This window comes from Butyrivibrio sp. VCD2006 (assembly GCF_000423925.1).
Classification (GTDB): domain Bacteria; phylum Bacillota; class Clostridia; order Lachnospirales; family Lachnospiraceae; genus Butyrivibrio.
The window spans coordinates 39,730-60,079 of record NZ_AUIX01000036.1 but is presented as its reverse complement, the minus strand read 5'-3'; the positions used below and the strand labels follow the sequence as shown (position 1 = coordinate 60,079).

11 protein-coding genes and 1 riboswitch are annotated in these 20,350 nt (G+C 42.0%); of the genes, 2 read left to right on the top strand and 9 right to left on the bottom strand.

Features of this window, described 5'->3' with window-relative positions; translation table 11 throughout:
• Positions 1-19: 19 nt before the first annotated feature.
• The 7 genes from G586_RS0112855 to G586_RS0112825 form a co-directional block, all read right to left on the bottom strand.
• Positions 20-1,258, bottom strand: a complete 1,239-nt coding sequence (locus G586_RS0112855; protein WP_242832019.1) for an MBOAT family O-acyltransferase — start codon at positions 1,256-1,258, stop codon at positions 20-22.
• A gap of 145 nt (positions 1,259-1,403) precedes the next feature.
• Positions 1,404-2,816, bottom strand: a complete 1,413-nt coding sequence (locus G586_RS0112850; protein ID WP_026528082.1) for a tetratricopeptide repeat protein — start codon at positions 2,814-2,816, stop codon at positions 1,404-1,406.
• Between the two features lie 23 nt (positions 2,817-2,839).
• Positions 2,840-3,007: a hypothetical protein gene (locus G586_RS26615; RefSeq protein WP_035773267.1), complete on the bottom strand. Its 168-nt coding sequence runs from the start codon at positions 3,005-3,007 to the stop codon at positions 2,840-2,842.
• A 40-nt stretch (positions 3,008-3,047) separates the two neighbouring features.
• Positions 3,048-4,448 carry a bifunctional folylpolyglutamate synthase/dihydrofolate synthase gene (locus tag G586_RS23015; protein WP_051204786.1) on the bottom strand — a complete coding sequence of 467 codons (1,401 nt, stop codon included), beginning with the start codon at positions 4,446-4,448 and terminating at the stop codon, positions 3,048-3,050.
• Between the two features lie 9 nt (positions 4,449-4,457).
• Complete coding sequence (locus tag G586_RS0112835; protein WP_026528081.1) at positions 4,458-7,130, bottom strand: valine--tRNA ligase; 2,673 nt, start codon at positions 7,128-7,130, stop codon at positions 4,458-4,460.
• A 504-nt stretch (positions 7,131-7,634) separates the two neighbouring features.
• Complete coding sequence (locus G586_RS23010) at positions 7,635-10,043, bottom strand: ATP-dependent DNA helicase (protein WP_035773280.1); 2,409 nt, start codon at positions 10,041-10,043, stop codon at positions 7,635-7,637.
• 170 nt (positions 10,044-10,213) lie between these two features.
• The gene (locus G586_RS0112825; RefSeq protein ID WP_026528080.1) at positions 10,214-10,444 is read right to left on the bottom strand and encodes an HPr family phosphocarrier protein; all 231 of its coding nucleotides are present in this window, start codon (positions 10,442-10,444) and stop codon (positions 10,214-10,216) included.
• Between the two features lie 273 nt (positions 10,445-10,717).
• Here G586_RS0112825 and asnA point away from each other — a divergent pair, with 273 nt between their 5' ends.
• A complete protein-coding gene (asnA, locus tag G586_RS0112820; protein WP_026528079.1) occupies positions 10,718-11,728 on the top strand; it encodes an aspartate--ammonia ligase in 1,011 nt (336 codons plus the stop codon).
• 79 nt (positions 11,729-11,807) lie between these two features.
• Positions 11,808-11,908, top strand: a riboswitch (TPP riboswitch).
• A 66-nt stretch (positions 11,909-11,974) separates the two neighbouring features.
• On the top strand, positions 11,975-12,667 hold the full coding sequence (gene thiT / locus G586_RS0112815) for an energy-coupled thiamine transporter ThiT (protein WP_026528078.1): 693 nt from the start codon (positions 11,975-11,977) through the stop codon (positions 12,665-12,667).
• A 14-nt stretch (positions 12,668-12,681) separates the two neighbouring features.
• Here thiT and addA read toward each other — a convergent pair whose 3' ends face one another.
• The gene (gene addA, locus G586_RS0112810) at positions 12,682-16,542 is read right to left on the bottom strand and encodes a helicase-exonuclease AddAB subunit AddA (protein ID WP_035773265.1); all 3,861 of its coding nucleotides are present in this window, start codon (positions 16,540-16,542) and stop codon (positions 12,682-12,684) included.
• Positions 16,543-16,610: 68 nt separating this feature from the next.
• Positions 16,611-20,228: a PD-(D/E)XK nuclease family protein gene (locus G586_RS0112805; protein WP_035773262.1), complete on the bottom strand. Its 3,618-nt coding sequence runs from the start codon at positions 20,226-20,228 to the stop codon at positions 16,611-16,613.
• Between the last annotated feature and the right edge of the window lie 122 nt (positions 20,229-20,350).

The window sequence follows — 20,350 nt, the reverse complement described above, 5'->3', positions numbered from 1 at the left end:
CCTAATAAGAATCGCCAAATTAAAAGCTAAAGTACAAAAACGGATTGCCGGCTTTCGTTGATACAAATGCCGCGCATACCCAGAATAAAATCAATGTAAGAAGCCTGATAAAACGGTTCTTCCTGTTCTTTTCCAAAAATCCATAGCTGCCGGGAATAAGTAATACAAATCCCGCCACAAAGAAGGGCCAGTACATCGACATCAGCTTTGTGATATCGCCGGAATTTACTGCAACGCCGGGGCCATAAACAGGAAACAGTCTCTTTAAATAATCTATAAGATCCCTTGTCACAGGTAACGCAAATATTACCCATGTTATAGGAACTATGATCAGAACATGAATCCTTCCGATCACAGCCATAAGCTTTTCCTTTGAGCTCCACAGGAATTTTTCAAATAGGATCATCACAAGAAGAAGTCCTGCCCATAAAAGGAAGTTTAAAGTCACTCCGTGCCAGAGTCCTGTGAGAACCCACACCACTATAAGATTCCTTGCGGTATCCAGCTTTCCTTCCCTGCTGCCTCCCATGGGGAAATAGATGTAATCCCTAAACCAGGCACCAAGCGTCATATGCCATCTTCGATAAAACTCGCCGACACTTTTTGACGAATAAGGCTGATCGAAATTACGCACAAAAGGAAAGCCCAGCATAACACCGATACCTGCAGCCATCAGTGAATATCCCCAGAAATCAAAGTAGAGATTCAGAGAGTAGCAAACGACTCCGGCCCACGCAAGAGGCGTGGAAATGCTCTCATACCCGATGGTTCCTATATCATTCCACATCATAGCCAGATAGTCGGCTATAAGTGCCTTCATCGCAAATCCCAGCACAAAATATACAAGGCCTTCTTCAATCTTATCAAAACACATACGAAGCTTACTACCAAAGGCCATGAACTCATCCTCAACACCGGATAGTGTCTTGTTCTTCTCAAAATCACTGTACCTCATGATAGGTCCGGAAATAACCTGAGGAAACATGGCAAAATAAGAAGCCACTGCAATTACTCCGGGACACTTCGATATTTTTCCCTTATACAGGTCTACCTGATAGCTGACCATTTTGAAAGTAAAGAAGCTGATTCCAAGCGGAAGCCCATTGATGCTTCCATAGCCCGCGAGAAATTTGAATGAAAGTAGAAGTATCGCGTCAAAGGCTACGATAAGGAATAGAAATGCCTTGCTTTTCTTTTGGCATTTGTATGAAAACAAAAGATTTACGACAATGGCAATAAGTAGGACCGCCATACTCATAGGGTCCCCGATTGCATAAAATGCAAGACTGCCCACTAGTAGTGTCAAAGGGCGCAGCCTTGCCGGTAAAAAATAATATGCAATAAGAAATATCGGAAGAAATCTAAATATAAAAGATAAATCCGAAAAATTAATCATATTAGGGTTAATCTGAAGCATTATTAATCTCTGCTAACTTGGTCTCGGCTGAGCCTGCGCTCTTGGTATCCGAGAAATCATTCACAACCTGGTCGTAAACAACCTTGGCATTGTCGGTATCGCCGCTTTCATAATAGGCATTTCCCAAATTATAGAGTGCATCAACATTAGTGCTGTCATACTGGAATGCCTTGGAAAATGAACTGATGGCAGTCTCATAGTCACCACTTCTGTATGCCTCGTATCCTGTATTATAGCTTCTCTTGGAAAGTTCTTCCCCGACCAGTACCATAAATGCGTTGTACAGATCGTCAAACTGCTTGGAAGCTCCGCCATCCATGTTGTTAAAATCTATCCCATTCATCTGAGTTTCAATCGTATCCATATCTTCAGGATTATTAAGATATGTTGAAACTGCAGCCATGAGATCACCCTGTGCTGAGCCGGTATTCTCAGTCTCTTTGTAAGAGCCAACCTCTTCTCTCAGGCCTTCGAGCTCAGTATTCAGCGATGCTATCTGCTGCTCATATTCACCGATCTTAGCTGATTTTGAATCAGACTCCTCGCTTATAGCGGATATCTGCTCTCTGAAGCTTGCATTCATGGACTGTATGCGCGCAGGCAAGATCAGATAATACGCCGCAGCAACTCCAAGCACAACTCCAAGAACTATGCCCCATATAGAGCCGCTTCTGGTGAACACGTTTGTGCGTACAGGCTGAATAATTGTCTCATTACCACTCTGATAACGCACAACATCATTGTTTGTATTCTCTTTTTCTTCACTGGACTTAGCATCTGAAGGAAGCATCATGGATTCAGCTTCCTTTAAATACCTTTTTGCCATGACATTGCCGGTATCGAGCTTTAAGCTCTTCTGGGCCTCAGTCTTAGCCTTGGCATAGTTGCCGTTGTTCAGATATAAAAGAGCAAGCAAAAGATGAGCCCTGATAAATCCGGGGTTCATAGATAAAACCTTTTTAAGCTGAATCACAGCCATATCAAGTCTGTCCTGATGGCAGTGATTAAGTGCGATATTATATTTTTTTATAGTCTGGTTAAAGGTCTCAAGTCTCGAAGGATCATTCCTTACAAGATCCATGTAGTCGTCTGCAGCATTGTCTTCGGGTTTAAGGTTTTTACTGATAACCCATTCACTAAGCGCAGCAACTACTTCACCACACTCATAATAGACCAGTCCCAAAAGGTTTCTGGCCTGAATATTGCTTTTATTTAATTTAAGACTTTGATGCAGTGATTCTATAGCTCCGGAGAGATCTCGTATCTCAGCCCTTTCCAGACCCTCATTGTAATACCGGTTGGAAAGAGACATGATTCTCTTGTAAACCTTTACCCCTGCACCACAGTTCGGGCAGTATTCACGCTCAGTGAGCTCCGCCCCACACCTATAACATTTCATAATATGAAGTCGCCCCCTATCGCCTATCGAATACGTGTCTGATGGCTGTTCTCCTCAGCCTTCGCATCCTTCAACAGACCGACAAGTACATCTGCCATGTCATCCAGATCCTGATTATAGATAATCTCCTCAGCATCCTCTATCTCAAGACTGGGACGAAACTTCTTAAGTTCATTCTCAAAATTGATCATTACAATGCTCCCATGTTAACTAACTCATAAGAAAAGTAAATCAATTACCCGGCATTATGCCCAGTGTCTCTCTGACCTGGCCAACCAGATAAAGTGAACCGGCAGCATATACAACGTCTCCGGCTCCCCTGTCGGTAATAATATCCATCAAAGCATCCCTAACACTTGTATAATAGGAAAAACGGATATTCCGACTCTCATCCGCATAACGCATCTCTGATTCAAAAGCTGCTCTTAGCTGTGACTCTGAAACAGATCTTCCTGTTTCAAGGACCGAAACGCATATAACATCAAACAGCCCCTTCTGAAGAATCTGCCTTATCATGAGATGGTATTGCTTATCAGCAACTGCTCCGAAAAGCAGTATTCTCTTCTTATCACAGGGAACTTCCCCCGCGCACTCAAGAAAAGCTTCCATACCATCAACATTATGTGCTCCATCAACATAAATACCGGGAAGAATAAGTTCCATTCTCCCGCCCCACTTAGCCTTTTTAAGGCCATAGCTAATATCATCGTCTGTTATGTTGACGCCCATATCTCTAAGAGCTCTGGTGCACATTATCGCTATAGCAGCATTTTCTGTCTGAAATTTTGCAATAGTTTGCAAACGCAGACCGCAATATTTATCATACTGAGATTCATATGAAAAATCAATGCAAATATTACCTGCATCATCCGGAGCCGTGTTAATCTCTGAAACAACTTCGGGATCAACCCTGTAAGTCTTTGCAGAAAGCTCCTCTGCGCGCTTCTCTATGACCTCAGTACTCTCGTCACGCTTATTATAAAATACAAGCGGAGTATCCTTACGGATTATACCGGCCTTTTCACCTGCAATTCTTGAAATAGTATTGCCGAGATACTGCATGTGGTCCATGCCTATCTCGGTAATAACATCAAGCACAGGATTGTGAATACTGTTTGTGGCATCCAGCCTTCCACCGAGACCGGTCTCAAGCACAAGATAATCCACAGGATACTTCTCATAAAGAAGCATCCCCATAAAAAACAGAAATTCAAAATATGTCGGAAAATAACTCTCTGACTTATACTCTCTGATTTTTCTTATAAGATCACCAAAGATCTCACAGAAAATAGAATCCTCAATCGGCTTGCCGTTTATACAAAACCTCTCTGTTACCTTTGTGAGGTGCGGAGATGTAAACATGCCGACTGAAAGACCTGCCTGTCTCAATATCTCAGAGAGATAATTGCATACAGAACCTTTGCCGTTTGTACCCGCCACATGAATGATGTGCATGTTTTTATCGGGACTTCCTATAAATTCGAGGAAATTTCTGGTCTCCTCGACAGAATGCTTCTCGGTAAAAGCGGGTATATGGTCGACAAAGCGGTCACATTCGTAGAATCCGAGCCTTTCCCCTGCATCGAGACGCTCAAGCAAAGCGTCTATGTTCTTAGTAATTTCTTCACTCATAGATTTTCATCACTTTTTAAGCTGAGCAAGTCTTTCCTCGACCTGTGCATAGGTCTGCTCGTATTTCTTCTGCTTCTCTTTTTCTTCCTCAATCTTCTCAGCAGGTGCCTTTGAAAGGAATCTCTCGTTTGTAAGCATATTCTGAGATCTCTTAAGCTCACCCTCGAGGCGCTTCTTCTCCTTTTCAAGACGCTCGATCTCTGCAGAAATATCTACAAGATCTGAGAAAGGAATATATATAGTAGCTTCAGCAAGAACTACTGATACAGCATCCTCAGGAATTCCTGCCTTGTCTGCCTGGCAAACTGATTCAGATGCACTTGCAAGTGTCTCAAAGAACAGCTTACCTGTGCGGAAGATGTCAAGGACATCATCTTTTTCTGATACAACGTATACTAAAGCCTTGCGGGAAGGAGCAACATTCATCTGTGTACGAACGTTTCGGATTCCTCTTACTGCTTCCTTGATTGTCTCGATTGACTTCTCGTCTGCAGCATAGTTCCACTCTTCCTTATATACAGGCCACTCTGAAATCATGATTGATTCCTCTTCGTCCTGAAGAGTGCAGAAGATTTCTTCTGTAACAAAAGGCATATAAGGATGAAGAAGCTTAAGGCTGTTGATAAGAACTGTCTGAAGAGTCCAAAGTGCTGCCTCGTGTGACTTCTTATCATCTGAGTTGTAGAGACGGGGTTTAACCATCTCAATGTACCAGTCACAGAACTCTTCCCAGATAAAGTCGTAAATCTTCTGAACCGCAATACCAAGCTCGAACTTATCCATGTTCTCTGTAACTTCACGGATAGTATTGTTAAGTCTTGAAAGGATCCAGTGATCTACAGGCTCAAGTCCTTCAGGCTGAGGCTGGTGGATTGCACTCTTTTCATCCTCACTCATGTTCATCATGATGAATCTTGATGCATTCCATACCTTATTTGCAAAGTTACGGCTGTTCTCTACTCTCTCATTATAGAAACGCATGTCGTTACCGGGTGCATTACCTGTAACGATAGTAAGTCTCAGAGCATCAGCGCCGTATTTCTCAATGATTTCAAGAGGATCAATTCCGTTACCGAGAGATTTACTCATCTTTCTACCCTGAGAATCTCTGATAAGGCCATGGAAAAGAACGGTCTTGAAGGGATATGTTCCCATCTGCTCGTAGCTTGAGAAGATCATTCTGATTACCCAGAAGAAGATAATGTCATAACCTGTAACAAGAACGTCAGTCGGGAAGAAATATTTAAGTTCTTTAGTGTCGTGAGGCCATCCAAGTGTCTCAAACGGCCACAGAGCTGATGAAAACCATGTATCAAGTGTATCGGGATCCTGAGTGAAATGCTCATGTCCGCACTTAGGACAAACCTTCGGAGCTTCCTTCGCTACAACGGTCTCACCGCACTTATCGCAGTAGTAAGCAGGGATTCTGTGTCCCCACCAGAGCTGTCTTGATATACACCAGTCACGAATATTATCTGTCCAGTTGAAGTATGTTTTCTCCATTCTGGGCGGAATAAGCTTTATTGTGCCATCCTTAACTGCATTTGAAGCGGGCTTGATAAGATCATCCATCTTAACAAACCACTGAGCCTTGATCATAGGCTCTACAGTTGTATGGCAACGATCATGAGTACCTACATTATGAGAATAATCCTCGATCTTAACAAGGAGACCCATCTCATCAAGTTCCTTAACGATAGCCTCTCTTGCTTCATAGCGATCCATGCCTTCGAACTTACCGCCGTTGGCATTGATGGTAGCATCATCGTTAAGAATGTTGATCTCTTCAAGGTTATGTCTCTTACCAACCTCAAAGTCGTTCGGGTCGTGGCCGGGTGTGATCTTAACTACACCGGTACCAAATTCCATATCTACATAAGAATCCTCTACAATAGGAAGTTCTCTATTTACAATAGGAAGAAGAACCTTTTTACCCTTGAAGCTCTTGTATCTGTCATCGTCGGGATTAACTGCAACAGCTGTATCTCCGAGCATTGTCTCGGGACGTGTTGTGGCAAACTCTATGAAATCAGTCTTGGAAACAGTACCATCCTCATTTATTACAGGATATTTGATATGCCATAAATGTCCGGCCTGCTCCTCATACTCAACTTCCGCATCAGAAATAGAAGTCTTACATACAGGGCACCAGTTTACGATTCTGCTTCCCTTATATATGTAGCCTTTCTCATGCATCTTACAAAAGACCTCTGTAACAGCCTCGTTACAGCCTTCATCCATGGTAAAACGCTCTCTGTCCCAGTCGCATGATGAACCAAGCTTCTTAAGCTGAGAAATGATGGTTCCGCCATATTCCTTTTTCCACTCCCAGGCACGCTCAAGAAACTTCTCTCTTCCAAGGTCTCTCTTATCAATACCCTCTGCTTTAAGAGTATCAATGATCTTAACCTCAGTAGCGATTGAAGCATGATCTGTACCGGGCATCCACAATGCATTATAGCCCTGCATTCTCTTATAACGGATAAGAATATCCTGAAGAGTGTTATCAAAGGCATGGCCCATGTGAAGCTTACCTGTTATGTTCGGAGGCGGGATTACAATAGTGAAGGGTTTCTTTGTCTCATCCACTTCAGCATGAAAATACTTATTGTCTTCCCATTTCTTGTAAAGTCGATCCTCAAGTCCTTTAGGATCATAGGTCTTTGCCAATTCTTTTCTCATAAACTAATGTCCTCTTATATTTATATAGATATATTGTTCTATGATATTTCAAACCCTATGTTTTTGTCAAATAAATGGCAATGTCAGGTTGATGAATTTTACCTTATTTTTATTGAAAATATAGGCATGATTTGCCATATGACACACCTGTCATATAATACATATGGTTTACATAGTTTTATTGACTATATTAGTATCATGTTGATATTTCGATTATTTAGTGCTTAATATCGTAAACCACTGTAGCATCACATTTTATGCGCATTCCCAAAATGCGTTTTTCTGAATATCCCCAATTTCCACAGAGTTATCCACATGTACACGAGTGTCATTTTCCTGGTAAACATGGGTCATATTGTATTAATAGTGCCATTATTTTGTAAATAATTCGAATTTTATATACAATTGTGTGGTTAACATAATTATTTCTAATGTATTTATTATGTTAACCACACCCTGTTTACGCTTGAAAAACACCTTGATTCTTATGATAGTTTCCACTTATCAACATCCGTCAATCCGCTTCCAGAGCGTCTTTATATCATTTTTGACTCTGCTGGTCGATGTTCTCAGTATTTGATTCCATTCCCGCGGAAACATCTCATAATATGATTTTTGAAGAAATCGTTCATCTAAAAGAGCAACTATTCCCTTATCAGTTTCAGTCCTAATAACTCTGCCTGCTGCCTGCAGGACTTTATTCATTCCCGGATATCTGTACGCATAATCAAAGCCATCTTCATCGTTAAATTCAAAGTATTCTTTTATAATTTCTCTTTCATTACATACCATGGGTATTCCGGTTCCAACGATAATTACACCTATGAGGCTGTCATCCTTAAGATCTATGCCCTCTCCGAAGATTCCTCCCATCATACAGAAGCCCAAAATGCTTTTTGATGGTTCAATCTCAACTTCCATGTTTATAATGCTTCCAAAATCAATGTCATTGGCAGGCGCAAAGCGGCCAAGGAACTCTTCCCTCTCTGTCTCGGTCATGACCTCCTTTTGAACAAGTATTTCATGTTTGCTTTCATCATAGAATTCCTGCTCAAAAATATATCCGACCTCATCCATGAATACTCTGGACGGGAAAAATATCATATAATTACCGCTCCGTTCACCAACTATCGCATCAATATATGCGGCAATTTTTCTATATTCGTTCTCACCTCGCCTCGTGTATTTACTTGTAACATCCGAGGCTACCAGTTTTCCACACTTTGAAGGATCAAACACGGAATGAGCGTATATCTCATAATCTTCAGGCGTTCCACCAAGGAGCTTTTTATAATACTGAATAGGTAAAAGAGTTGCCGAGAATAATATGGTGGATTTTGCTCTATCCATACATCTGGAGAGGTTTTCGGATGGATCAGCGCATAGCAGTTTTATCTTGAAGCCATTCTCTTCATCCATCTCTGAAAAAATCACATATTTATCGTCAATAAGTTCATAAATATTTGCAAATCTGGATATTTCAAAATAAAACTCCAGAATTTCATCCCTATACATACCCTCTGCATGATCCTCAAGCCATGAGGATATAACTGTTATGAGAAGGTTGATTATTTTTATTATAGAAGTTATATCCTGAAGAACCTCAGCCGTTTCACAGGCATCCATGTACTTCTCCATCTCTGCTATAAGAGAGCGAACAATAGCCGCAATCCTTGGATGAACAGCACTTATAAGACGTTCAAACCCGGTCAGCATATCAAGATATAGCTCTTTGCTATACATCTCCCTACCTCTGTCAAGAAGGTTGTGAGCTTCATCTATAAGGAAAATATTGTCGCTTTTATCTCCGCCGGCGAAGAACCGCTTAAGATAGATGAACGGATCAAAAACATAGTTGTAATCACAGATAATCGCATCAGCAAACAGACTAAGGTCAAGAGAAAGCTCAAAGGGACACACATTGTGCTTTATTGCATATTTCTCTATGGTCTGTCTGTCAAAGCTGTCTGCCTCTGTAATAACCTCATAAATACAGTCATTAATCCTGTCAAAATGTCCTTCTGCGTAGGGACAGGCCACAGGATTACAGTCAGTTTTTTCCAGAAAGCATATCTTCTCCTTGGCTGTAAGCGTTACTGTCTTGAATTTCAGCTTTTCCTCTCTGCGAAGTGTCTCAAAGGCCTCCTCGGCAACTGTCCTCGTTATGGTTTTAGCTGTCAGATAGAATATCCTGTCCGCTTTTTGCTCACCGATTGCCTTAACCGCGGGGAATACGGTAGTTATTGTCTTGCCGGTTCCTGTCGGCGCCTCAAGAAACAGTTTTCTACCATGATAGATTGTCCTATAGACACCTGCCGCCAGCTCCTTTTGTCCCTCTCTGTAAGCAAAGGGGAACTGAGCGGCGCGAATTGATTCTTTTCTTATTTCATCCCAGGTTGCCAGATATTCTGCCCATCTGTGATACATGGATAAAACATGGTCAAACCATTCATTTATCTCATCCGCAGTGAGATCCTCCTCAAAAAGCTTAATCTCCTCAGAATCTATGTTGCAGTAGGTGATTCTGACACTTATGCCATCAAGGCCTCTCTCCCTCAGAATTATGGCTGCGTAGCATCTAGCCTGAGCAAGATGAACATAGTCAGGCTCATTTATCTTCTTAAGATCCCTGTAGGTTCCCTTAATCTCATCGATAAGAAGAGGCTTATCTCTCCTTTCCATGACACCATCCGCTCTGCCATCGATAACCAATATGTAATTGTCACTTGTATATGTGAAACTAAGCGGGACCTCCGCCTGATAATCCGCACCCATTTTCTTCTGGATCATGCGGTGAATCCTACCGCCCTCCTGCATAGCCGTATCCGGTGCGTGATGTATTCTGTTGTCGAGATTCCCCGATCTGAAAAGAAATTCAACCAGAGATCGTACGGATATATTGATAGTTTTCATATTTTTCCTTTTTTCATAAGGAAGTTCTGCTCTCGCTTCGCTCGCCAGAACTGGCATACTCACTAAACTCGGTTTCACCTCGTTAAGTGATTATGCTAAAAAAAACTCCCCATGACAGTATATCATGGGGAGAACATCGTTTCAGATAAAAATTATATATCAATATATAATTAGCAAGCTACTGCATGCTCACTAAGATAGCTTTCGAAATCTGCGTTATGTCCACGATAGCGAACAGTAAGCGGACAATCAAAGTTAAGGCCAAAGACACCAAGCATAGACTTAGCATCTACCGTAAACCTGTTATAAGAAATGTCTACGTCGAAATCGCACTTAGTTGCAGCGCTAACAAAATCTTTTACCTGATAGGGTGTTAATTTGATTACTTTCTTAATTTCCATAGTCTTTAATCTCCTTACTAATCCATGATTATATATCAAAAGATTGAAAAAATATTGTAGATTTTCTTAGGAATTTCTTAAGACTTTCTTAAAACGATTAAGTTTCCTTGTTTATGCGGTTTACAAAATTAATTAAGTTAAAATTTACCACCCCTTCTATGCTTATGATAAATCAATTCTTAAAAAACAATGCTAATTCTTAAGATTTTTCTTGCGTGAAGTTCAAAAAAGCGCTTTAATCATATAATAGATGTAAATGAGAGGAGCATGGTTATGGAAAATCTTATTATTCCCAAGGATTACACATCCGCATTAAACCTGCATGATACACAGGTCGGCATCAAAACAGTTAAGGACTTTTTTCAGAATACTCTCTCCGAGAATCTGAATCTCCTTCGTGTTACCGCACCTTTATTTGTTGCACCGGAGTCAGGTCTTAATGATAACTTGAACGGCGTTGAGCGCCCTGTTGCCTTCGATATTCGTGAGGAGAATGAACGCCAGGCTGAAATCGTACATTCCCTGGCAAAGTGGAAGCGCTACGCCCTTAAGAAATACGGCTTCAAGGTCGGTGAAGGTCTTTATACCGATATGAATGCTATAAGAAGGGATGAGATTCCCGATAATATCCATTCCGTGTTTGTAGACCAGTGGGACTGGGAGAAGGCAATCAACAAGGAAGACCGTAACATTGAATTCCTTCAGGACACAGTTCGCATTATATATAAGGTACTTCGCAAGACTGAGAAGTACATGTCAATCCAGTACGATTATATTGAAGAGATTCTTCCTCACGATATTTTCTTCATCACCTCACAGGAGCTTGAAGATATGTATCCGGGAAAAGATGCAAAGGAACGTGAATACCTTATCACCAAAGAAAAAGGTGCTGTTTTCATCATGCAGATCGGTGACCTTCTTGCATCAGGTGAGAAGCACGACGGCAGAGCTCCGGACTACGATGACTGGGCATTAAACGGTGATATCCTTGTTTACTATCCCGTTCTTGATATTGCACTTGAGCTCTCATCCATGGGTATCCGTGTTGATGAGAATTCACTTAAGACTCAGCTTGAGAAGGCCGGCTGCACAGAGCGCGCAGAGCTTCCTTTCCAGAAGGCAATTCTTGAAAAGAACCTTCCTTATACCATCGGTGGTGGTATCGGACAGTCAAGACTTTGCTTATTCTTCTTAAGAAAAGCTCACATCGGAGAGGTTCAGTGTTCTCTCTGGGATGAAGAATATACGCAGTATGCCAGGGATAATGGTATTCCGCTTCTGTAAAAATTCAATTGACAACAACACAAAAATAGCATTAAATAATAGCGAAAAAACAATTTAATAACAATTCAAATACTTAATAATATTTTGCTAGGGGAGCTTTGCTGAGATGGTGCCTGATGGCATCGACCCTTATTACTTGAACCGGGTAATTCCGGCGTAAGGAAGCATTTATCTATATTCGCACTGCGAACTCATGATGAAACAACCTCCCCCACAGCGAAATTGCAAAGTGGAGGAGGTTTTATTATGTCATTATTTATGAATCTTGTAGATGACACCTACGAACTTACATCATTGGGATATGGACTTTTGGTAGTCCTGTTTATTCTTGCTCTTGTTGCAGCCTGCTTTTTCACAGGAAGAGACAGAAAGAATCATTTCTCAGTAAAACAACTTGTATTTGCCGGAATGTGCGTTACCCTGGCAATGATCACATCAATGATCAAGATATGGGAGATGCCCATGGGTGGAGCCGTTACACTGTTCTCAATGTTCTTCATTACATTCGTAGGATATCTGTACGGTGTAAGAGCAGGTCTTACTTCTGCACTCGCATACGGACTACTTCAGCTCATCATCGGACCCTATATCATCAGTATTCCTCAGCTCATATGTGATTATATCCTTGCGTTTGGTGCTCTTGGAGTTTCCGGATTATTCTCACGTTTCAAGCATGGCATGAGCTTAGGTTATATCGCAGGTGTTTTAGGTCGTCTGTTCTTTGCAGTACTCTCAGGGGTGATCTTCTTTGGCCAGTATGCACCTGAGGGTATGAGCGCTTTCAGATACTCACTAGTATATAACGGTTCCTACCTCGGAGCTGAAGCAGTGCTCACATTTGCTATTCTCTGTGTTCCTGCAGTCAGAAATGCATTTACAAGAATCAAGTATCTTGCAAATGAAGAAGACGTAAGAGAACAGCTTCATCTTGCATCATGATAAGAACTACATAATTACAAATTTATAGTTTCGCCCAGGGTGAAGGAGTAGATTATTCTCTCCTTCACCTTTTTATGTGTGATCCTCTCAAGCGCCTCCTGATAGTAATCAAGCTGAACCGAGTATCTGTCTACAAGCTCGCTTCCCTTTCTTACCTTGTCTGTCTTGTAGTCAAGAAGAACAAGTCCGTCATCCTCCTCAAACCACACGTCTATTATTCCCTGAATAAGTACTCTCTCTGATTCAGGAAACTCAGAATTAACCTTATTGGCCTTTATTCCCATCATGAAGGGAGACTCTCTGTGAAGCCGTCCGGTATCATGAGCTGTCTTCATACGCTTACCGGTATCACTATTGTAGAACTTAAGGATATCTGCCTCATCAACGCTTTCTGAGGAGCCTTCCGGCATCTTACCAATATCCTCCATCTCCTTCATCCAGGACGCAAGATTAGCAGCTCTGTCATCGGGAGACATTGAAGCAAAGTCATGCATAGTCACATTATTATTTAAAATCTCTGTACTCTTTCCAGAATTCGTCGCATTCTTTTGAGGCATCGTGGAATCCTCATCATACAGAAGCTCCATGACTCTGTGATAAATCGTACCTCTTGCAGCTCCCTCAGCCTTTTTCTCCTTTGTTTCTATAAAGGAAGGAACTATTTCTTCCTCTTCGTAGAGATGAGCTGAAGGTTCCTCCTTCTGCTCAAGCTTAGCCTTCTTAAGCTCAGTAACCGTGGTCTTAACAAAAAGTCTGTCGAAGGAAGTAAATGCATAGGTATCCTCAAAGCGCTTTGCAAAGAGATCTACATATTCCTTCTCCTCGTCTCCGGACGTTGAAGTGAGGTTATCAAGACGAACTCTGGCAGTCACTTCGTTTCCAATCTCCTCTGCTTCCAGTTCATTATCTGTCATAATTCTGAAATCAAAGGAAATCGCTTCCTCATCAGGCACATCTGTATTGCCACCCTTTTTATCCTTTATTTCAAGTCCGATGAGTTCCCCAAGCTTCTTAAAATCATCGTGTCTTGCAAGTGCCATCAGAACCAGGTCCTGATATGTAGTTGCAGAGCTTCTTAGATAATACGGAAGCAAATATGGCTGCTCTCCTTCTATGGCAGGTCTGTCTCTAAAGAAAAGGAAATTTTGGAGTTTACCCGCAAAATCGCTCTCTGCAGGAATGCCGTCCATATCTATCTTACCCTGACCCGTCATGATGAGCTTATCCTTGGCTCTTGTCATGGCAACGTACAAAATACGCATCTCCTCGCCGAGAATACTCATTTTCATGGTCTCGCTCATGACACTTTTTCTAAGGGTGTTGTACTTGATTCTGTTTTCAAGGTCAATGACATTGGTTCCTATTCCCATATCAACATCCAGCACAACGGATTCCCTGGTATCCATAAAGTTGAAGGTCTTGGACATACCTGCAAGGAAAACTATCGGGAACTCTAGTCCCTTACTCTTATGGATACTCATGATTCGCACGACATCAGCGTTTTCATCAAGGGTATTGGCTTCGCCGTAATCAACCTCGAACTTTTCAAGCTCCTCGATATATTTAACAAAATGGAACACTCCACTAAAACTGGTCTGTTCATATGCGGTAGCCTTCTCAACAAGGATCTTTAAGTTAGCAAGACGCTTGGTTCCTCCAGGAAGGGCTGCACAGTACTCGCTGTAGTGAGTCTCATTAAGTATGTCCCTGATAAGCTCATTTACAGGCATGTATTCTGCTTTGGTTCTGTATTCATCTATAAGAGCTATGAAGCGCTCTATTTTCTCTACATCAAAAATCTTCTTATCAGTTTTCCCTGAAGACTCTACTGCATCAGACTGGCCTGATGCAGCATCCATATTCTGGTCTGCCTCTTCATCCTTCGGAGTAATGCAGCGAAGAAGAATATCGTAAAAGCTTCCGCTGTCGAACTTACTCTTCTCTACATCTCTGTCGTGAGCCTTAATAAGAGCAAGATCCTCGTCGGTAAATCCTCCGATGGCAGAGTGCATCACGCTGACAAGCGGCACGTCCTGTCTGGGATTATTGAGTATTCTAAGGAAATTAAGAACAGTAACTACCTCAGTAGCGGAAAAGTATCCTGTTCTTGATTCAATATATGTAGGAATACCTCTGCTCTCAAGAGTCTTTTTGAAAACATCATCCCATCCCTTTGCGGTTCTAAGAAGGATAACGATATCTCCATATCTGACCTTTCTAAGCTTTCCATCTTCACCGGTGACGATGCCGCTCTCCATAGCCTCATGGATACGGGTAGCTATCATCTTAGCCTCCATCTCACGGGCATCTTCGGACGCTGCCTTACCGATATCAGCAAACATATACTCAGTTGAAAACGCTCTCTTATCCTCAGCCTCAGGGAATTCGCGAATTGTAGTAAGTCTTGCATCCTTGTTATAGCTGACTCCTCCAAGCTCTTCACCCATTATCTGGTCGAAGATGTAGTTAACACTGTAAAGTACATCTTTTCTGCTTCGGAAATTGTTATGCAGCGATATCTTTCTTGAAGGTGTTCCTTCTTCCCACTCATAGGTCTTCATTTTCTCCATGAAAATCTCAGGCCTTGCCAGACGGAACTTATAGATACTCTGCTTGACATCACCAACCATAAATCTGTTATTTTTGCCAATTGATACTCCGGAAACAGCTGATAGAAGTTCTTCCTGAATTCCGTTAGAATCCTGGTACTCATCTATCATGACTTCTTCAAAATAATCACGATACTGCTCTGCTCCGCCATTCTTAATTATCTGGAGAGCCAGATGCTCCATATCACTAAAGTCAATTATTCCCTTTTCTCGCTTCTTCGCATCAAATCTCTCTTTGAAGCTTATTACAAGCTCTGAAAAAGTCGCTACAGGTTTTCTTGCAAGCTCCATACGCTTGCAGATAGTGGCTTTGTCTTCTGAAAAATATTTTGAGGCCAGATCTTTTATAGCTTTCTTCGCCTTATCTCTGCAGTCTTTTGCTCGACCTCTCTTATCTGCATTAACAGAATCATCCTTTTTTCTTGGTAAAGTATCAAACTGAAAGTCTACTACAGCAGCTCTCACATCATTAAAATCAGTAAAATTCGTATTGCAGATTTTCTCTACCTGTTCAAGCTCCTTTTCAAATAATTCACTATAAAAGTAGGGACCATCGGGATTTTCCGCCAGTTTGAGCGCCATTTCATAATAGGTCTTTGCCTCAGAGATATCATTCTTAAATATCTCTATCGCATCCTTAACAAACCCTGCAGCATCAAAGGTCTCTTCCGTTATGGCATAGTCATCTGCTCTCTCCCTAAGCCACCCTTCGGGATCTGCCATACTCATTGCGTAGTTGTAGAGCTTTAAAATGAATTCCTCCACTTTCTTATCTGTGCTGCCGGTAGCAAAATACTCCATGCAGTTTAAGAAATCAGGATCGCCTTCCGCATACTTATCCTCTAACAGCTCCGCAAGGACATCCCCCTGAAGGAGCTTAATCTCACCTTCATCAGCCACTCTGTAGGAAGGATCAAGATCTATATCATTAAAATTGTTCCTTATAATGTACTGGCAGAATGAATCGATGGTAGTTATCTGAGCTCCATGAACAAGAGTCTCCTGCCTCTGAAGATGTGCATTTGTGGGATCCTCCACAAGCTTAGCCTGTATAGCTTTAAGGATTTTCTCCTTCATCTGAGCTGCAGCTGCTCTTGTGAAAGTAACCACCAGAAGCTTATCGATATCTATAGGATTATCTCCCGTGATTCTCTGTATAATGCGCTCTACAAGCACAGTTGTCTTACCGGATCCCGCTGCCGCGGAAACCAGTACATTTGATTTTCTTGCATCTATGACTGATTGTTGTTCTTTAGTAAATCCCATATAAATCCTCATCCGTCAGCTTCGCTGACACCTCCTCACTTTTCGGGAGAAGGCTTAATTTTAAATTTTTATGCATTCAATTCTGTATTTATACGTTCAAGCACTTCATCCTTATCCAACTTGGGAAGCTGTCGGCAGGAATATCCCGGTATAGCCTGCTCAAAGCCGCATATTGACTTAAATCCGCAATAAGTGCATGCGTCCTTACTCCCCATTGAATAAGGATTTACCTCAATATTTCCCTGAAGAATACTTCTGCCACTCTTTTTTATAAGGCGGCTAACATACTCTGAAACCTGTTCAAAATCCTCCGGCGCCATAACCTTAGATTTGCTTTTATCAAATCCACCACTGCTTTTAAGCTTCAAAGGAACCACATCAGATCCACCTGCAAAATCATGATCAAGAAGAAAAGCAACTCCTTCATCCTCTCTGATCAATCCCTTTGTCTTAAGAGCTTTTCTTACCAAAGCATTAATATCATCACCTGTAGCATCCTCTGAAACATCACCGCCATCTAAAACAGGATCTGACAGATGATAGTACAAAATAGCTGCCGGCACTGCCTCTTTGCCCTTATTGGTAGCTTCCGCCATACCTCTCGCAACATTCATATACATTACGAGCTGCAACTGGAGTCCATAATACAAAGAACACAGCTCAAAATCCTTACTTCCCGATTTGAAGTCTATTATCTTGATATAAACATGATTCTCATCCTCATAGGTATCAATGCGGTCTATGCTACCTGTGAGCTTCATCTTTTGCAGAATTCTGCCCTTCTCATCCTCCGATAGGCTGATGTTAATGGCATCGATGTCCCCTACCTCATCAAAGGATGTCTCCACACTCTTTGGCACAAAGGATCCCTTGCTAAGCTGATACTGCAGCGTATCAACAGTCCTAAACAGAATCCTCTTTATCCTCTCCATGAGATATTCATTGCGCTTGGTGCTCTCAAGAATGTTGCCGTTGTAGCCGTCGACAAATTCAAGGAGGGATTCCTCCATAATCTTCTCACCCTGCTCCTTAGTGAAGTTCTCCCATGTTAGATCATTTTCAGAGAGCTTTCTTGAAAAGACTTCCAAGGCTCCGTGGAAAACAGTACCCATATCCGAATGATCAAAGTCAAACTCTTCACGTTCATAAAGTCTTAAGCCATACTGCAGGAAATGTGCATAGGAACACTGTGCGAATTTCTCTAAGCGGCTGACCGAGTTAACAAGGAAATTCCCATACAGAGCTGACGCAACAGCTTCTGAAAGAGGCCTGTGAACATAGCCGCTTCCTGCCGCCTCAATCATTCTGGCAAGCCTGTCTCTGTTGCCACTGAGGGCATGAAATAGTCCCGAAAAAGCTCTCTCTTCCTCATCATTCATGTACCCTAAAGCATATTCCTGTAAATGCGAAGCCACATAATCAATACCATTCTGAGGCGTCTGAATGACGTCTCCGCAGGCTCTGCCGTCATAGTGCTCAATCTTTGCACCAGGGAAAAGGGTCCTGATCTTACCAATGAGATAAGCAGGTCTTATACTCTTTCCGCTTGGATCAAGATGAGCAAATGTCAAATATAACCTGTCAGAAGGCTTGGTAAGGTTCATGTACAGGTAAAGCCTCTGAATATACATCTGCTGCCTGGGTGTAGGCGCAAGCTCTATTCCATTCAACGTGTCTGCAAGGTACTGTCTCTCAATATCTGATATGATTCCACCCGTACCTGCTGCTTTAGGTATCAGATCATCATTAACACCAAGGAAGAACAAGGTCCTTACTTCCTTAAGTCTCGTTCTCTCAATATCCCCGACAACAATTCTATCCACACTCTGAGGGATTGTTCCTATCTCGAAATCAGAAAATCCTACATCAAGAATGTCCGCATATTCCTTCCAGGTAATCTTCTCATTACCCATAAGCCCCGTTACCTGATCAAGAAGAGCAATCACCTTGCGATAAATTGCCGAGTATTCCTTAGCCCTTATCTCATCACCCTGCTCTCTGAATTTTCTCTCAAACTCAGACATCTTAGCCTGTGCATCAAGCCCCATCAAAAACTCATAGAGAGCCTTAGAATAATCAAGAACTGTCTTGCCTTCAGCAGCAAAGAGCGGCCCAAGTGCACCTATCGTCCTTGTTCTCAGATCATTTAAACTGTCTAAATATGCCTTCTTCTCTTCCTCGATAACTGCATTATCTTCATCATCACCGGATTTTTTGAGTCTGCTTGCCAGATTCTTGGGGAGCCTTGTAAACTCATTCTCCCAACCCTTCTGACCGCGAATTCCAAGCGCACGGACATAGTTTTCAAGTATATCCGCCTCACCGGAAGATAGTGGCGAAAGACCACTTCTAAGGAAATGGAAAACAGACTCATAGCTATACTTGGAAATAACTGTAAGAAGCGCGCTTCTAATTGCTTCAACAAGGGGATTAAGCTTCACATTCCCTGTCTGGTCAAGATATATCGGAATGTTATACTTCTCAGCCTCCTCGGAAATAGCTGTGGCATATCTGTCCATGCTTCCGCAGACTATGGCAAAATCGCGATAGTGCAGTTCACGGTTCTCCCTAAGGAGCTTTCTTATGGAGGACAGAGTCATCTGAACCTCCTGGTTTATGGTGTCAGCCTCGAGAATTCTTATACTCTCGCAGGAAGCCTTAGGAGATTCGCCATTTCCATCAGCATCACCTATCTTATCTTTCTGTAAATCTGTATCCCCATAGTGCTCATTGCCATATCTGAAAAGATGCTTTTCCAAAAAAGCAAGCTCCGGATTAGCTGCATGTCTGCCCTTTTCTCCGGCCTTAAGGAAAACATCATCACAATGCCCATTCCTATACTCAGCCCATCTCTCAAAATCAGGAACATCCACCAGACCTGAATTCTTCTCATTATCGTATTCAAGGCGCAGAAGATCATGAACAGTCTTCTTCGTCAGCAAAAACAGATCCTGCTCCTCATTTTTATCATATAAATATGGATTCTCTTCCTCTCCGATGGAGAACGAAAAGATAACCTCTGACGTTAGTCTCAGGATCTCGGATATAACCCTATACTGAATAGGTGTAAACCCTGTAAATCCGTCAAACGCAATAACACTGTCAGCGATCAGTTTTGATGAAGGAAGCGCCCTGCAAAGAACATCAAGAAGTTCCTCCTGAGCGATATAATTCCCCTTAATATAATTTTTAAATTCAGAGTATAAAAGCTGAAGGTCCAATAGTTTAGACCTCAGCGCGCCTTTATTCTCACAGACCTTCATGATGTCATCCAGCATCCCGGGTTCTATACCATACTGCATAAACTCGGAGATAGTGGACTTAACCTCATCTATATATCCCATCTTATGCATGCTTCCACCAATCACCGGGAGACTGCTCTTATTCTCCTCGGCAACGTGTCTTAGCACAAGACTCTTACCCATATCATCCAGCACCTTCTCATGGCTCTCACCAACCTCTTCGAAAATACGGTGTGAAAGACGTGAAAAGCTCACAACATCTATATTCATGATTCCGTGATCGGGATGCTGTTTTACTATGTCCATCTGCGTCTGCATAGTGAACTGATCAGGCACCACAATAAGGAAATTCCTCTCGGGTTCCTTACAGCTCCTCTCTATTATGTATTCTCTAAGCCGGTAACTCTTACCGGATCCTGATGCACCAAATACAAAACGCAGCATAAACTCTCCTTTTCTTAAAAGTCGCAGATTACTCAATTTTCAACTCATTTACAACCTAAACCACAAGTTCTTCTCGCGACCTCACTTTCAAGTATACTCTAAGAAGTGTCCCAAATCTAGGA

What these genes read in the sequence shown, in the direction of transcription:
- G586_RS26615 (WP_035773267.1), bottom strand. Translation starts at nt 3,007, where the DNA reads ATGATCAATTTTGAGAATGAACTTAAGAAGTTTCGTCCCAGTCTTGAG.
- addA (WP_035773265.1), bottom strand. Translation starts at nt 16,542, where the DNA reads ATGGGATTTACTAAAGAACAACAATCAGTCATAGATGCAAGAAAATCA.
- G586_RS0112825 (WP_026528080.1), bottom strand. Translation starts at nt 10,444, where the DNA reads ATGGAAATTAAGAAAGTAATCAAATTAACACCCTATCAGGTAAAAGAT.
- G586_RS0112855 (WP_242832019.1), bottom strand. Translation starts at nt 1,258, where the DNA reads ATGAGTATGGCGGTCCTACTTATTGCCATTGTCGTAAATCTTTTGTTT.
- G586_RS0112850 (WP_026528082.1), bottom strand. Translation starts at nt 2,816, where the DNA reads ATGAAATGTTATAGGTGTGGGGCGGAGCTCACTGAGCGTGAATACTGC.
- asnA (WP_026528079.1), top strand. Translation starts at nt 10,718, where the DNA reads ATGGAAAATCTTATTATTCCCAAGGATTACACATCCGCATTAAACCTG.
- G586_RS0112805 (WP_035773262.1), bottom strand. Translation starts at nt 20,228, where the DNA reads ATGCTGCGTTTTGTATTTGGTGCATCAGGATCCGGTAAGAGTTACCGG.
- G586_RS23015 (WP_051204786.1), bottom strand. Translation starts at nt 4,448, where the DNA reads ATGAGTGAAGAAATTACTAAGAACATAGACGCTTTGCTTGAGCGTCTC.
- thiT (WP_026528078.1), top strand. Translation starts at nt 11,975, where the DNA reads ATGTCATTATTTATGAATCTTGTAGATGACACCTACGAACTTACATCA.
- G586_RS23010 (WP_035773280.1), bottom strand. Translation starts at nt 10,043, where the DNA reads ATGAAAACTATCAATATATCCGTACGATCTCTGGTTGAATTTCTTTTC.
- G586_RS0112835 (WP_026528081.1), bottom strand. Translation starts at nt 7,130, where the DNA reads ATGAGAAAAGAATTGGCAAAGACCTATGATCCTAAAGGACTTGAGGAT.